This is a genomic window from Legionella pneumophila subsp. fraseri (assembly GCF_000586315.1).
GTDB classification, from domain to species: domain Bacteria; phylum Pseudomonadota; class Gammaproteobacteria; order Legionellales; family Legionellaceae; genus Legionella; species Legionella pneumophila_B.
The window spans coordinates 77,160-91,040 of sequence record NZ_JFIM01000017.1; the positions used below are offsets into that span (position 1 = coordinate 77,160).

The following is a 13,881-nucleotide window of genomic DNA, read 5'->3' on the forward strand; positions in this document are numbered from 1 at the left end:
TCCACACTAAATTTCCAGGGATAGTCTCATGTATAAAATACACCATTATTTTTTATTTGGTGTTCTCGTTCCATTTATTGGCCTTGTTAGTCTATTCACTATTTTCTCTTCTGACTTTTTAACCCTTACTACTTGGGCAAGTATTTTGGCGTCCACCTCTGATATTGGTATCATTGTCCTTGGAGTTACTCTTCTGCTTATAGGAGGAGAGTTTGACCTCTCTGTTGGAGCGAATTTTGCTTTATCTGGCTTGCTATTCGGTTCACTTACGTTATTAGGAATCAATAGTTTTTTAGCTTTAATAATTGCTTTGGCAATAGGAGCCTGTATAGGACTAATTAATGCCGCATGCACCGTCTTTTTTAAAATCCCCTCATTTATTGTAACTTTGGGAAGCATGTTAATTTTACGTAGTCTTATCCTTTTGTACACCCAGGGTTTGCCTGTATCTGTTGAGGACACAAATGGTGTTATGCAAGTATTAGCAGGTGAATTATCACAAAATTTATTGTCTTCTTTTATTTGGTGGTTTGCTATTGGTTTTTATCTAATCTATCTCCTTAATTGGACAAAACTGGGGAATCATATAATTGCCACTGGTAACAATTGTGATTCTGCTTATCTATCTGGCATAAATACAATTCGAGTTAAATTCTTTTGTTTTGTGTGCTGTGGAATAATAGCCGCATTTTCCGGAGTAACTCAATTTAGCCACCTTAATAGTTTATCCCCCATTGCGGGTGAACAATATGAATTATATGCCATAGCAGCTACCGTAATCGGTGGTACCTCATTAAAAGGAGGTCAGGGATCCATAATAAGTACGCTATTGGCTACTTTATTATTAAGCACTGTAGATACCGGCATAGTACAAATTGGTGTTTCAACTTATTGGTATCGAGCTTTTATTGGACTTATTTTAATCTTTGCGATGACCATTAATGTTTATCTGAGGAAATCTGACTCATGATAAATAGCCATCAAACTCAACCTTTACTCAGGTTAGAAAATATTGAAAAAAGTTACGGCTCCCATCGTATTCTCAATAAAGTATCCTTTTGTTTATATCCCGGGGAAATTACTGCTTTAATCGGTGATAATGGAGCAGGTAAGTCAACTCTGGTACAAATAATTTCGGGTTATATCCAAGCAGATAAAGGAAACATTTATTGGCAGGAGCAGCCCTTATGTTATAGCAACAAATATAATGCTCCATTTGAAATGAGGCGCATGGGTATACAAGTTGTCCATCAACAATTAGCGCTGATTGATGAATTATCTATATGGCGTAATTTCTTTTTAGGTAATGAAATAAATAAAAAAATAGGTCCTTTCAAATGCTTAAACATCGGGCTTATGCAACATATAGCACGTCAGTCCCTGCAAAGCTTTGGGCTTGTACGCCCTCCTAATATTGATCTGCCGGTCAAAAAATTATCTGGTGGTGAACGCCAAATGCTAGTCGTTTGTCGTGCAAAATATTTTAATGCAAAGCTACTTATTCTTGACGAACCAACCAGTGCCCTCTCACCTGCGCAAGCAGATAAAGTCCTTCAGATCATAAAAAATATAGCTCAAGCCGGAATTGCAATTGTTTTTATAACTCATAATCCAGCTCATGTACAAAATACCGCACACAAAGTGATCAAGCTCAGTTGCGGAACAATAGAAATAATGGAATTAACTAACACGCTCATTAAGGGTTAAACTATGAAAAAATTGGCGTCAACTCTCTTGTGTTTCTCGCTATGGATAAGCACCTCTGTCTTTGCGGGAGATAAATATTATTTGATAACCCATGGTTCACAAGATCCTTATTGGATATCTTTATTCCAGGGAGCAAAAAAAGCTGCTGAAGAACTGAAAGTCGATTTACAAATTTTAGCTCCTCCAGGAGCCAATGATGTACCCAAACAGGTTCAATTCATAGAGAGCGCACTGGCTACCTATCCTTCTGGAATTGCTACCACCATTCCTTCAGACACAGCTTTTAGCAAAAGCCTGCAAAGGGCAAATAAACTTAATATTCCTGTTATTGCCGTTGATACCAAACCAAAAGACAAAACAAAAAATCCTTACCTGGTCTTTTTAGGTTCTGATAACCTACTCGCAGGCAAGAAACTTGGTGAAAAAGCTCTGGAATTAACTCCAAGCGCTAAAAGAGCACTAGTTCTTAACCCACAACCCGGCCATATAGGGCTCGAAAAGCGTGCCTATGGAATTAAGACCATTCTTCAAGATAAAGGAATCTTTTTTGAGGAACTTGATGTAGGTACTGATCCGAATCAAGTACAATCCAGAGTCAAATCTTACTTTAAGATACATCCAGAAACGAATATTATTTTTTGCCTAACCTCACAAGCACTAGATCCACTTGGACAAATGTTATTACACCCCGACAGGTATGATTTTAATTATCGACCTCAAGTCTATTCCTTTGATAAAACACCCAATACTGTTTCTTTAATTCATAAAAAACTGGTGAATTATGTAATGGATCAACAACCATTTCTGATGGGTTATTTAAGTATCACTCAACTGGTATTGATGAACCGATATCAATTGAATCCAGTAAATATCAATACTGCAATGTAAATTGCAGTATATGTGTTGTATTCCAGCCAATGACTTGTTGCTTTTTGATAGTGTCATGGGTAATTTCGAACGCTTCCAGGAAACCACTTGCAATCAAAATCGCAAGAAAAATTAAGTACAAACCATTCTATATTGGAATGACATATGAGCGATTAGTTTAAGGATGCAAACTCATTTGGCACCAATATCGCCCTCAATTTATCTTTGAGAGCGATATTAATTTAATAGATATGGTGAAAGCTCTTTAAGTATATGACATGGAAGAAGAAACCACTCCTTCAACCTCCATGACTCTACCCATAGACAATTTAGGAGACAGGACCGAATCAACCAGGTTGGGGAATAGTGCGAGACGTTCATTTTTATTTAAACAATGTTCACGGTGATTCAACTGCGCAGCGACTTGGAGTGCTGCCGTAACACCACTTTCATGTGAGTCATTAAATCCAGCGAGAATACCGCCATGCCATAACCCAGCCTCACCTTGAGCGGCATGTAAGGCTTGCTGTGCTTCGTAGTAATTTTTATCCATCACCGGGTGTTTATAATGAACTTCTCTCAGTACGTTTTTAGGCATTGCTTGCCCGGGCAAAACCCAGGTTTTCATTATGGGGGTTTCTTCTTTATTAAATTTCCAGGGTTTGCACATGGTATTTGCTGATTGAGTTCCATCAAATCGACTGTGAACAACAGTCCTATAAGGAGACAGGTATTCGGGATCCTGATGAAATACTACTGTCGTGTCATAATAAGTGACATTGGCAAGTTTTTCACGCAATACTTTTATCGTGTTACTTTCAATACCAGACAGCAGTTCACTCGTTACATAAGCCGGTGTGGAGATGACTACATCATCATAAATAATTCGACTTCCAGTGGTATCACAAACGAATGTGCCATCCCTTTTCAATAATTGATATTTTATTTGTCCATCAACTGTTATTGGTATTAATTTTTTTATAGCCGTATTAGCGTTAAATTGAGTATTGTTGCATTGCGCCACCATTCTATCAATATAGCTGCTCAAACCTTCTGGCGCATCAAACCAATTCATTCCTGCAGCCAGATAGTTCATGGCATAATGGGCACCAAATGTTTTAATTGTATCAATTGATACTCCCCATCCTGATGCAATCAAAGGATACAAGAACTCCTCAGCAAACTTGTCTATAGGTGAAAGTACGTGTACACATTTCTCTTTAAACTCTTTTATAAATTGCTCTAATGTTATTAAATTATCTGGATGCAGTAATTTGTTCCTGGCATCCATAATTAAGTGGTTCATCTCAAGCAAATTGTACATTTCAGTGAGTAGAGTATCCGCTGAAACACGGGTTTCATTCTGTTTCCTTCTCTTCCCAAATAAACCACAGGATAATGTATATAGAATTGATGAAGTATCCTCAGATTTGCCACTTGATGTATGATACAAAGGGGGTAAAACAATATGATCCTTTTGTTTCAGATCGTCAAAATCCATATTTAATTCAAACTGATCTAAAACCACCCCCAGATATTGAAACAATCGATGCACATTGGGATACAATGTGGGTGGTCCTATGAATTCTGCTCCCCCTTCCAGGATTACATTATTAATCTTGATGCTGTGAATATGCCCGCCTAAGCGCTCATTTTCCTCAAATACAGTAACATGAAATTTTTGTTGATTTTCCAAAGCCCAGGCAGTAGTTATTCCTGTTCCACCACCAATTATCGCAATATTCGTTACTTTTTTAGTCATTTTAAAAGTCCATTTCCAAATACCAGGCTCGTAAACTAAATGGTTAGAATAAAAAAGTAAATAAGCTTTTCATGATTAATCAGGAAAAGATAAAGGGAGATTATTAAAAACAATGTTCACGCGCTTGTTTGTATTCCATTTACGACTACCGCCTCATTTCAAATAACTTTATAATGCATGCTCATCCTGAATTACTTCAAAAATTTGCATCGACGTTATTATCCTGTTTACCACTCAAGTATACTCTTCCACTTGTTATGGTAGCGTCAGTGGTTAGCAATTCAAATACCTTTAAATCGTTTATCATGATATAATTTTGAGCATATTTATGTTTAATGGTAGCTCCTATATGAAAAAATCATCTTTTTTTGATTATTCCTTTTTTACCACTTCAGATACCAAAGAGGAATTTCCTCTTTTTCCTGAAGAAGGCATGGATTGTTTATTTGAAAAACTAGGTTCACGCATTACATCTAAAAAAGCCGGCAATACTTATTTTATCACGCCCGCTGATCCATCTATTGCTATTCAAAAAGGTAACGATGGGGTTCATGAATATTATCACCTGTTACTTAATAAAAAAGTCATTGCAGTATCATCGTTCGTTAATCACAAAACCACAATTTATTTAGCTAACATCATTAAACAACTGGAACCAGAACGCATCGGTACGCCCGTAGATTTTGATTTTTTGGGTGATACAGATGAAACAGATTCCGTGTTTTCAGATACTTTGGATAATACAGAAGGTAACGTAGATCAAATGCCCTCACCTCGTTAGTGGTCATCTTCAACGAATTCAAGGAAAACCAGCATCTTTCTTATTACTAATCATAAACTGGCTTTGCCCAGTCATCTTCATAACAAGTAGTGCTCTCTTTAACCCTATAAATATAAGAAGCATCAATCGATTGAGTATAAGGATGTTCTTTAAATAAATTATCTGATGAGTTCACGACAATCTCTTTCATCAAACCTGTTTTTGATGAAAGATGACAATTTGATTGCAAAAGATAGCTCATAAATTCCGGATAAAGTTCAACTAGTTCTGCAAGGGTTTTATCAAAAGGATTATCGCAACCACCGAATTTAGCATAAAATTCTAAATAATCTATAGTACAGGCACGTAATGCGGTTTGCTCTTCTTTCTCATTTACTTCCTGAGTATATTTGTTTCTTATAAGTGAAATTAACTGGCAGTAAAGAGTATTAAACTCCATTCTCGCTTCTTTATTGTCTTGAGGTATGTTGAGATAAAAGGGGTTAACTAATTCTTTATTGTGAATTGTTATTTTTCTTATGCTGCAAAAGGGTACAGCTAAAGCAACATGCTCTCTTTCTCGCTCCATTCGACCAGGCAAATTGAGCTGGTTTTTACTAAAGGTTGCATGAACATCTACAATATAATCAGAAAATAAAACAGGGTCGATTGTTATAAAACATCCTTTCCCCCAATCTAATGCAATTTGAGGATCATCTGACATACTCACCATATGAAAATCATTAGATAGGTTGGTTAATTTGTGCAATTTTATTTGCTCCATATCCACAACCTCAGGAAAGCTATGACAAAAAACTCCTGTAATCAGAGTAGGCAAAAGAAAAATGATACCTGCAAGATTATTATCACCTCGATATAATGATTCGATTGCAGGGGGAATTTTTACAATATTTGAAAACTGCACACCTGAGAAAGATTTTATATTCTTATTTGGGAAAAATGCTGGATATTTACTATACATAAAATGTTTAATGACATACGAAATTGATCAACAATATATCACATTGATCTCAAAATAAAAACAACACCGTATTACTCTCAATGGGTTTTTCTTGATTTCCAGCTCCAAAGCATGGACATAAATAAACAGAGACAACATTCCAAGTTGAATTTTTAGCATCTGACCTTATTTATGACATATAAGACATAGGAAGAGTAAATGAGGTAATGAAAAATGATCAATAACCTGAAAACTTTTATCTTGCTAACCTCTCTAACAGCATTGCTAGTTGTTATTGGAGGATTGCTTGGAGGCTCTACAGGAATGCTGATTGCATTAGTATTTGCAGGAGTTATGAATTTTTCAGCTTACTGGTACTCAGATGTTCTTGTTTTGAAAATGTATAATGCTGAACCTCTGCCCAATAATCACTTTGTTAACAGCATTATTTCAGAACTTGCGCATAGGGCAGGAACCCCAGTACCCAAAGTTTATTTAATTAATAACTCAACTCCAAATGCGTTTGCAACGGGGAGAAATCCGGAGAATGCCAGTATCGCTGTTACAACAGGATTACTGGATAGGCTCAATAAAGAAGAAGTAACAGGAGTTTTAGCTCATGAACTGGCTCATGTAATCCACCGCGACACTTTAATTAATGTGGTAAGTGCAACAATAGCAGGGGCGATTAGCGGGATTGCCAATATGTTCATGTGGCTTTCCATGTTTGGCCACAATTCAAATAATGAAGAGGGTGTCCATCCTGTCGTTGGCATGATCATGATGATAGTGGCCCCCCTGGCGGCAGGATTGATTCAAATGGCTATATCACGCTCAAGGGAGTTTGAAGCAGATGCCGGTGGATCGCGTATTTGCGGGAATCCACACTGGCTTGCCAGTGCCTTGTTAAAACTTGATCAAGCCAACCATGAGCAATACTTTGATGAAGCAGAAACGCACCCTTCCACTGCGCATCTGTTTATCATTAACCCCTTAAATGGAGAAAAGCTGGCTAACTTATTTTCAACCCATCCATCGACAGCAGAGCGGGTAGCAAGACTAAGAGCCATGTATTAATTGACAGGAACTTTACTTTTCTCCGAGATAATGGGCATCCGTATCATCACACGCGATATCCCTTTTCTTGCGAGGCTACTGCGCTTTTAGCCTCATCCAGCAAGCTATCCTCTTCGGAATTTAATAATTTTTTTGCACGCGTAATATCATGGTGGGATTGATCACTTCCTGTAATAATACAATCTCTTATCTCTGCAAATTTTAAGTGTCCAAACTGGATTTTTGATATTATTTCATCTGGAATAAGATAAAGACCACATGGTGGTTCAAACTCATCAGGGGTAATTTCTTCCTCCCAAGGCCTTTTCATTTTTTCAACTAACCGGGTATAAAAGTAATCCGTAGTGAGAGGGTCATTTATAGCCACTCCAAAGAGATGAACATCATTTACCTCTCCATCATATTGACCAAAAAGATACGGAGTGGGTAAGCTGATAGTCTCAAATTTTAAAAATAAAATATCATTATCTGAGTACAATCCTTCATATTGCACTAACTTCATAATCCGTAGAACGTTTGTTGCCCGAACAGATGCCCTGACTCGATCCGCGAGATTTTTCTCTTTTTTAGCTATATCCAAGGCTTTATTAAAACAGGCAATTACAAATGGATCATCCTGTTTTTCATTTTTCTCTAAACATAATTCAATTATTTTTATTTTAATTCCGCAAGCTCTTAATGATTCCAATGCAGAACTGGATTTATCTCCACAAGCCCTATTTACAAATAAAGTAATTGTATCCTCCGGCCTAGTTTCTTTTTGCCACTTTAATCTCTCTATAATTTTCTTAGGTATCTCTCCCTCAGGATTAATCCATATTTTTGAATGCCTGTTTAGATCTATACGTGAAGATTTGACAAACATAGTACGTTATCCTCGCTATATCCAGCGCATCTCAATAAAGCGACTATTTTAGGATTTATCAGACTCAAAATAAAATACTGTCCTGGAATAACAGACTGATTTTCATGAATCTATCTTTTGAATTAAATAATAAAAATAATATTTTTTATTCCAGTGCTTGCACCGGCGAGCAAATTTCCCAAGCGCTTGCAATGCCGGATTTTTAAAGCGAATCCTCCACCAGGGAAGAAACATGAGACCCATTGAACTGGCTACATTAGCAAGCTCTGAAGTAAAGTTGATTTTATCAGGTCCCAAAAGGTATTGAGCTAATTGGTAAAATCCTTTTTCATTGACAATTAAACGCTGATAAATTGATGCTTGAACCATTTTAGTAATATTATGCTTTTCAATGATGCGTAAATTTTTTCTTGTCTTCACAAAAGCTTCTAATCGTTGCGCTTGCTGCTTCACATCAAAATGAACATCCGCATAACAAAAAAATCCGTTAGGCACTAAAACCCTCTCTACTTCAGCAAAAAAATGCTCGATTTGTGGATAAAGATGTGAACTTTCAAGGTTAATTACAATATCAAAACTTTCGTTTGCTATAGCCATATTTTCTGCATCGGCCTGCATATAATTAATTTTATCTTCTGTGTAGAAGCTATTATTGGAATTAGTTACCAGCTTGTTGACCAAGTCGATGCCTAACGCGTATTTTGCTTTTAATAATTCAGAACTTATTTTCAAACCTACGCCATTACCACAACCCACATCAAGTAATCTTTTATTAAAGAAATGGATTTTTATTAATGGCCTTATCAAATAAAAAAGTAGCGATTGCCCATAAACATGAGGGAAAAAGCCTACTTTAGAAAAATCAAAATTTAATGCCGATAATTCCCCATATATTTTTTTATCACATAATCCCCAGTTCAAAAAAACTCGGTCATAAAGCCTATTCGCCCAGCTCTGGTAGCTCTCTTGAATATGGGATTTAATGAGTTTTGCATCCGATGCATTTAAACAGACATAGTGTATTGCATGACCTATTCGCTCATTCACTTCACCAAAGCTTTTGGAGTTGTTATCCATTTTTTATTTTTAAATAAATAATATAAGTATAGGCAAATTTGTAATTGATGGACTCCTTGTTTATCAGGCAATAGGTCGGTCATTTAAAATTCAAGTGACTATAATAATTCAAACCATTGAAAAAATATTTCAATGGTAGCAGTTCAGCAATAGAAACTCTAAAGTGTCTGGATAACTAATTTCGACTCCATGCTTCGAATTTTTTCGTAATCCAATAAAATGGACGTGCGGTCTCCAGCCAACCCAATAATTCCAATACTCGTTAGATAATCCACTGTTTGTGGAACAGGGTCACCATTTTTAAACCAAAGGTGCTTGTTAAGAAATGTCGGCAATTTAGAAATGTCGGCGAAGGCTTCCGCATTTGATATTTTGCCTTTCGCAGGTGATTTCAAAAAAACTGGCACAACCGTTTTTTTAAATACGTATTCTTTGGTTAAGACATCCCCATCAACATAAATCTCCACTAATTTATCGGCTTGACTACTACCGGTCGCTTCTCGAGCAAAGCCAACCACTGGACCACCGCACATTCTGGCGCCTGTTTCTATGAGGCGAGGCCCGTCCTTAGTGAGCATGATTTCATTGTGAGCGGCTCCCCAGCGAATTCCCAAGGCATCTAATGCTTTTTGCGTATACTTAAATAATTCACCATACATTTCTTCACGATAAGGCACGAATTCGACATAGTCGTAAACCGTTTTGCGATTATTAAAGGACGTTTTATTGTATTGGATTAAATGCGCTAAATAGTGTTTTCCATTGGCACTCACCGTACCTACAGCAAATTCTGTTCCTATTGCTTGCTCTTGCACAACAACGGTTTCATTATTTTTCCCGGTAATTTTAGATGGCTCGGATAAAACCTGGTTGAACGCTTTTTTCCACTCCCCTTTGGCCGGAATGTGAAAGACCTTATCACTGCCAGCTGATACCGAGGGTTTAATTATAAGTGGAGAATCAATTAATCCGTTTGTCCTAATCCAAGATTCAACTTCATTTTCGGATGCCGTATTGAGCGTCTTGAGAGCAGGAACTCCTGCTTTCTGCAAAGCTTCCTGCATCAGAGCCTTGTGTAATCTATTCTGTGATTTTTCAGGATCATTGACAAACTGTGGCGTTAGAGCGATGGCCAAAGCTTCTGCGAGAGGAACGCCTTCCTCGGTGCCGGGAATAATAGCAAGAGGGTCGTATTTTCGAAGCACCTCCACAAGATTTGGTTGGTCTGGAATAATCTCTACAAAGTCGGAGGTTTGCATTGTTGCTCCAAACCCAATCCAATCCGGATGTTTAAGCGTGATTGCAATAGCAGGTATCCCCCGAGCCTTAAAGGCAGGAGCCAATTCTATTCCTGATGATAATGGGTCGACGAGGACAACGGGTCTGTTCATGTATTATTTACCTTATTTGAATTGTTAATTATTAGCTGACCTATCAATACGCAGAGCAATAACATTGCGGCAGGAAAAGGAAGGTAGATTTCCCTGAATCCGTAAGAAATGATTAGGCCACCAAGCAGCGTTCCCAAAGCCGATCCCAACCCCAAGGCCGAGGAATTGATAGCAGCCAGGATGGTTCCCTGATTTTCATGTAATTCATATAAAATGTGCTGCTGGGGAGTCGCTATAGCCCACCCGAAAGCACCCCACATAAAAAAAGGGATTAATCCCAGGTAAGGCAAGCTCTTGGTGAATGGTATTGCAATTAGAGCAAGCATAAGACCTGCTAAAATTAAGGCCATAATAACCTGTGGTTTACCTGTTCTATCGATAATAACCCCAATCAGTGAGCTTCCCAAGAATCCTCCCACTCCCCAACTCAATAAGGTCATGCCGAGTGAATTAGGGGATCCTGATTGAATCAAGGTGACATACGAATATAGTCCCAAACTGGCTACAGCGGTAAAACAAGTGATTCCAATCACCGAGAGCGTTTTTGGATCGAGTATAAGGCGCAGTCTGAGTCCAAATGACGGAGACTTGGGTAATCTTATATCAGTGTTTTGCAATGAAAAACCAATTAATGCAACCAAGCTTAAAGCAACAAGACAAGTAATCGATAGTTGCCAATTAAATATTGAAGACAGGTAGAGTCCAGCAGGGACACCAAATACTACACCTGCACTGTTAGCACCCCAGACACAACTTAAAACACGCCCCTTGGCAGTTGGGCTGACAAAATAAACTGCAATGCTGATACATAAGGGAGTAAAGATCCCGGTACCTGCTCCTGCAACAGACCTTCCAATTAAAAACAGCACGATATTTCCAGAAAGTAGTGTTATTAAATTGCCAAATAGGAACAGAGCCAGTGCAAGCTGAATAATGCGTTTTACCGGCTTATCAGCAAAGAGAATTGAAAAAAGTGGTGCCGAAAGCAGATAAGTCAAACTGAATAAACTCACGCCTTGCCCAACTACTGCAACAGGTTGTCGAATCGTTTGGCCTATTTGAGGAAGAAGACCGGCAATCAGAAATGTGTTGCAGCCTACTGTGAACATTCCTATTGCCAAGAAAATCAGCTTTTTCAGCATAACCACGCCATCTCAAATACGGACTCCATTTTATCTAGTGGTGCGCAAGAGTGAATGTAGGAGTCAGGCCTTACTAAAATGGCCTGATTTTTATACTTTGTGTTATTTGTCCAAAAATTTTCCTGGCATTGGTTTGGATATATTTGAATGACTTTTATAAACTCTGGAGGCTGCAGCCCGACTTCACAATCACCAAAGATAAGCAAGGTGAATTTCATATAATCCAGAAGAGAGTAAAGTCGTGTTTTGGTGATGCCGTTAAAAATTTCAAAATCAAAAAGCCGAGAGCCACGAAAACCTGATTCTCCATAACGAATCCCCATCCCGGTGATATTTCCAGCACGTCTTTGTACAATTTTTACATAGTCTTGGGCATGAGTTCCATTAGGTGAATACTTGGTCGAACGCACAAGCTCACCCGAAGTCTCTATCACATTGTGAGCCACTGGTTTACGCTCGTTTTCATAACTTTGCAAGAGTTCTTTGGGGGCAGCGCAATGCATGACCATGTGCAACTTCCACATGAGATTAAAGGCGTCTGCAAGACCTGTGTTGAGGCCCTGTCCACCGTTTACCGAATGAATATGGCATGCGTCACCAGCAAGAAAAATGCGATCCTGAATGAAAAAATGCTCTGCTACAGATTCTTTGACCGAAAATTGTGAAAACCAGACAATGTCCTTAAAACTTAAGGAATGAGGCTGCATGGCATGATTAATTTTGTCCATTACTTCCTGCAAGGTAAAATCTTTGGTATCCATTCTTACGTAAAACCTGTCGATTTCCCTTTCCCTTGGAATCCAGGCCACATCTGAAGTTTCTGCCTGAAATACGATGATTTCAGGAACTTTTGGAAAATCAGTATCAATCATACCATCGATTACGGCCCATACAATTTGTGGCCGTATGATCTCAAAAGGTATTGCAAAGTGATTGCGTACAAAGGAACGAGAGCCATCTGCCCCAATGAGGTAACGTGACTGAATACGCTCCCCATTTGCCAGAGTCGTGAGACATCCCGCTTCATTCAGCTCAATGTTGACAATCGCTGTTGAACGTTTTACTGCTGCTGCAGTCTCTTTAAGTTTCTCATCCAACAGTTTCTCTACATAGGATTGACCAAGCATAAGGAAATGTTTATGCAAACAACCTTCTAATTCCTCCCACCATGACGATTGTCGGGAAATAAATTGTCCGTCTGCCCATACAGAACTGGTGTTGCAGGTTTTTCCTAAAGGATAAAGTTCATCAAATAAATCGACTAATTCAAGAAGTTGTAAAGTGCGCGCGTTAAGGGCATCCGCTCTACCGACCTCTAAAGGACCATCAGACTTATCGACAATAACAGTATGAATACCACAAAGTTGTCCCAGATAGGCACACATAAGGCCTACTGGACCCGCGCCAGCAATCACAACGTCTGCAACTTGCTCGCTCATTCATAAGACTCCAGACCAGGGTTATCAAAAGGCGGATTACTCAAAACATGAACGCGTTGGATATGACGAGGCGATTTGGATACGAATCCTTCTCTACCATGTAATAGCGAGAAATTATCTGCGATGACGATATCCCCGGTTTGCCACTCATGGGCATAGAAATTATCTTGTGAATAAAGAGCTTTTTCTAAGCTTCGGTGGAAGAAATCCAACTCATCCTGGCCAATCCCGGTAAATTCAATATCGGATGGGTTTACAAAATGACCTTTATCTGCAGAGGGAGGTTCATTATAGCGAATGACAGTAAAATCCTTTTGAGGGTGCTTCGTGATAATTGGGGATACCGTCTTGCTGCTATAAAATTCCATTTTTCTTTGATAGGTACCAGTTACCTTATTCCATAATTCCCTGACTTCGGAAGTAGCGAACTGTAACGCTAAAATAGTATTTGAAAAAGTGGTCCTGCCGCCTTGTCCAGGCAAAGGCGCTTTCACACAATGAAAAATCTGATATTCAGGCACTTGGGGTCGATACATACCATCCCAATGCAGGGGCATGTAACTATGATCAAAAATGTGGTCTTCCGGGTCCTCTTGCTCAATTAACTCAAGTACCTTGCCAAATGGCCAAAGGCTAACTTCTCCCCATAATTCGCAATAGTCAGAAAAATCCTCGGCATTCTGAAATGCGTCAAAACCCCTTAATACAACGAGTTGATTCTTGGTAAATAAATGACGTAAGTTCTCTATATCGACATCAGTTACTTTTATCTGTTCGTTCATAGGCTCCAGGAGCACACCAAATGGTTTTATAGGAGTCACTTTATAATTCAT

At 38.5% G+C, this 13,881-nt stretch carries 13 protein-coding genes; 5 read left to right on the top strand and 8 right to left on the bottom strand.

Annotated elements, in window-relative coordinates; all coding sequences use genetic code 11:
* The first annotated feature begins 28 nt into the window (after positions 1-28).
* From CC34_RS0105910 to CC34_RS0105920, 3 genes are read left to right on the top strand one after another with little or no spacing between them, the layout of a single operon-like run.
* A complete protein-coding gene (locus CC34_RS0105910) occupies positions 29-970 on the top strand; it encodes an ABC transporter permease (RefSeq protein ID WP_028379238.1) in 942 nt (313 codons plus the stop codon).
* Positions 967-1,707 carry an ATP-binding cassette domain-containing protein gene (locus CC34_RS0105915; RefSeq protein WP_028379239.1) on the top strand — a complete coding sequence of 247 codons (741 nt, stop codon included), beginning with the start codon at positions 967-969 and terminating at the stop codon, positions 1,705-1,707. The genes CC34_RS0105910 and CC34_RS0105915 overlap by 4 nt, the downstream gene beginning before the upstream one ends.
* A gap of 3 nt (positions 1,708-1,710) precedes the next feature.
* Positions 1,711-2,595, top strand: a complete 885-nt coding sequence (locus CC34_RS0105920; RefSeq protein ID WP_028379240.1) for a sugar ABC transporter substrate-binding protein — start codon at positions 1,711-1,713, stop codon at positions 2,593-2,595.
* Positions 2,596-2,839: 244 nt separating this feature from the next.
* Here the strand turns inward: CC34_RS0105920 and CC34_RS0105925 are convergent, their stop codons facing one another.
* Positions 2,840-4,336 (bottom strand): FAD-dependent oxidoreductase, encoded by a 1,497-nt coding sequence (locus CC34_RS0105925; RefSeq protein WP_028379241.1) that lies wholly within the window; start codon positions 4,334-4,336, stop codon positions 2,840-2,842.
* A 349-nt stretch (positions 4,337-4,685) separates the two neighbouring features.
* Between CC34_RS0105925 and CC34_RS0105930 the strand changes: the two genes are divergently transcribed.
* Entirely contained in the window at positions 4,686-5,117 is a 432-nt protein-coding gene (locus CC34_RS0105930; RefSeq protein WP_231957861.1) for a hypothetical protein, read from the top strand.
* Positions 5,118-5,163: 46 nt separating this feature from the next.
* Here the strand turns inward: CC34_RS0105930 and lart1 are convergent, their stop codons facing one another.
* Positions 5,164-6,078, bottom strand: coding sequence for an NAD(+)--arginine ADP-ribosyltransferase Lart1 (gene lart1, locus CC34_RS0105935; RefSeq protein ID WP_028379243.1), 915 nt, complete (start codon positions 6,076-6,078; stop codon positions 5,164-5,166).
* Between the two features lie 213 nt (positions 6,079-6,291).
* Here lart1 and htpX point away from each other — a divergent pair, with 213 nt between their 5' ends.
* Positions 6,292-7,134: a zinc metalloprotease HtpX gene (htpX, locus tag CC34_RS0105940; protein ID WP_028379244.1), complete on the top strand. Its 843-nt coding sequence runs from the start codon at positions 6,292-6,294 to the stop codon at positions 7,132-7,134.
* Positions 7,135-7,180: 46 nt separating this feature from the next.
* On the opposite strand, the gene CC34_RS0105945 is transcribed toward htpX, so the two are convergent.
* The 6 genes from CC34_RS0105945 to CC34_RS0105970 form a co-directional block, all read right to left on the bottom strand.
* The gene (locus CC34_RS0105945) at positions 7,181-7,999 is read right to left on the bottom strand and encodes a hypothetical protein (RefSeq protein ID WP_028378272.1); all 819 of its coding nucleotides are present in this window, start codon (positions 7,997-7,999) and stop codon (positions 7,181-7,183) included.
* A 102-nt stretch (positions 8,000-8,101) separates the two neighbouring features.
* Entirely contained in the window at positions 8,102-9,076 is a 975-nt protein-coding gene (locus CC34_RS0105950) for a class I SAM-dependent methyltransferase (RefSeq protein ID WP_028378273.1), read from the bottom strand.
* Between the two features lie 158 nt (positions 9,077-9,234).
* Positions 9,235-10,467, bottom strand: coding sequence for an ATP-grasp domain-containing protein (locus CC34_RS0105955; RefSeq protein WP_028378274.1), 1,233 nt, complete (start codon positions 10,465-10,467; stop codon positions 9,235-9,237).
* On the bottom strand, positions 10,464-11,609 hold the full coding sequence (locus tag CC34_RS0105960) for an MFS transporter (RefSeq protein ID WP_028378275.1): 1,146 nt from the start codon (positions 11,607-11,609) through the stop codon (positions 10,464-10,466). The genes CC34_RS0105955 and CC34_RS0105960 overlap by 4 nt, the downstream gene beginning before the upstream one ends.
* A complete protein-coding gene (locus CC34_RS0105965) occupies positions 11,603-13,048 on the bottom strand; it encodes an FAD-binding protein (RefSeq protein WP_028378276.1) in 1,446 nt (481 codons plus the stop codon). Before CC34_RS0105965 ends, CC34_RS0105960 begins: the two co-directional genes overlap by 7 nt.
* Positions 13,045-13,881, bottom strand: coding sequence for a TauD/TfdA dioxygenase family protein (locus tag CC34_RS0105970; protein ID WP_028378277.1), 837 nt, complete (start codon positions 13,879-13,881; stop codon positions 13,045-13,047). Before CC34_RS0105970 ends, CC34_RS0105965 begins: the two co-directional genes overlap by 4 nt.

What these genes read in the sequence shown, in the direction of transcription:
- CC34_RS0105955 (WP_028378274.1), bottom strand. Translation starts at nt 10,467, where the DNA reads ATGAACAGACCCGTTGTCCTCGTCGACCCATTATCATCAGGAATAGAA.
- CC34_RS0105970 (WP_028378277.1), bottom strand. Translation starts at nt 13,881, where the DNA reads ATGAATTATAAAGTGACTCCTATAAAACCATTTGGTGTGCTCCTGGAG.
- CC34_RS0105915 (WP_028379239.1), top strand. Translation starts at nt 967, where the DNA reads ATGATAAATAGCCATCAAACTCAACCTTTACTCAGGTTAGAAAATATT.
- CC34_RS0105960 (WP_028378275.1), bottom strand. Translation starts at nt 11,609, where the DNA reads ATGCTGAAAAAGCTGATTTTCTTGGCAATAGGAATGTTCACAGTAGGC.
- CC34_RS0105950 (WP_028378273.1), bottom strand. Translation starts at nt 9,076, where the DNA reads ATGGATAACAACTCCAAAAGCTTTGGTGAAGTGAATGAGCGAATAGGT.
- lart1 (WP_028379243.1), bottom strand. Translation starts at nt 6,078, where the DNA reads ATGTATAGTAAATATCCAGCATTTTTCCCAAATAAGAATATAAAATCT.
- CC34_RS0105930 (WP_231957861.1), top strand. Translation starts at nt 4,686, where the DNA reads ATGAAAAAATCATCTTTTTTTGATTATTCCTTTTTTACCACTTCAGAT.
- htpX (WP_028379244.1), top strand. Translation starts at nt 6,292, where the DNA reads ATGATCAATAACCTGAAAACTTTTATCTTGCTAACCTCTCTAACAGCA.
- CC34_RS0105945 (WP_028378272.1), bottom strand. Translation starts at nt 7,999, where the DNA reads ATGTTTGTCAAATCTTCACGTATAGATCTAAACAGGCATTCAAAAATA.
- CC34_RS0105910 (WP_028379238.1), top strand. Translation starts at nt 29, where the DNA reads ATGTATAAAATACACCATTATTTTTTATTTGGTGTTCTCGTTCCATTT.
- CC34_RS0105965 (WP_028378276.1), bottom strand. Translation starts at nt 13,048, where the DNA reads ATGAGCGAGCAAGTTGCAGACGTTGTGATTGCTGGCGCGGGTCCAGTA.
- CC34_RS0105925 (WP_028379241.1), bottom strand. Translation starts at nt 4,336, where the DNA reads ATGACTAAAAAAGTAACGAATATTGCGATAATTGGTGGTGGAACAGGA.
- CC34_RS0105920 (WP_028379240.1), top strand. Translation starts at nt 1,711, where the DNA reads ATGAAAAAATTGGCGTCAACTCTCTTGTGTTTCTCGCTATGGATAAGC.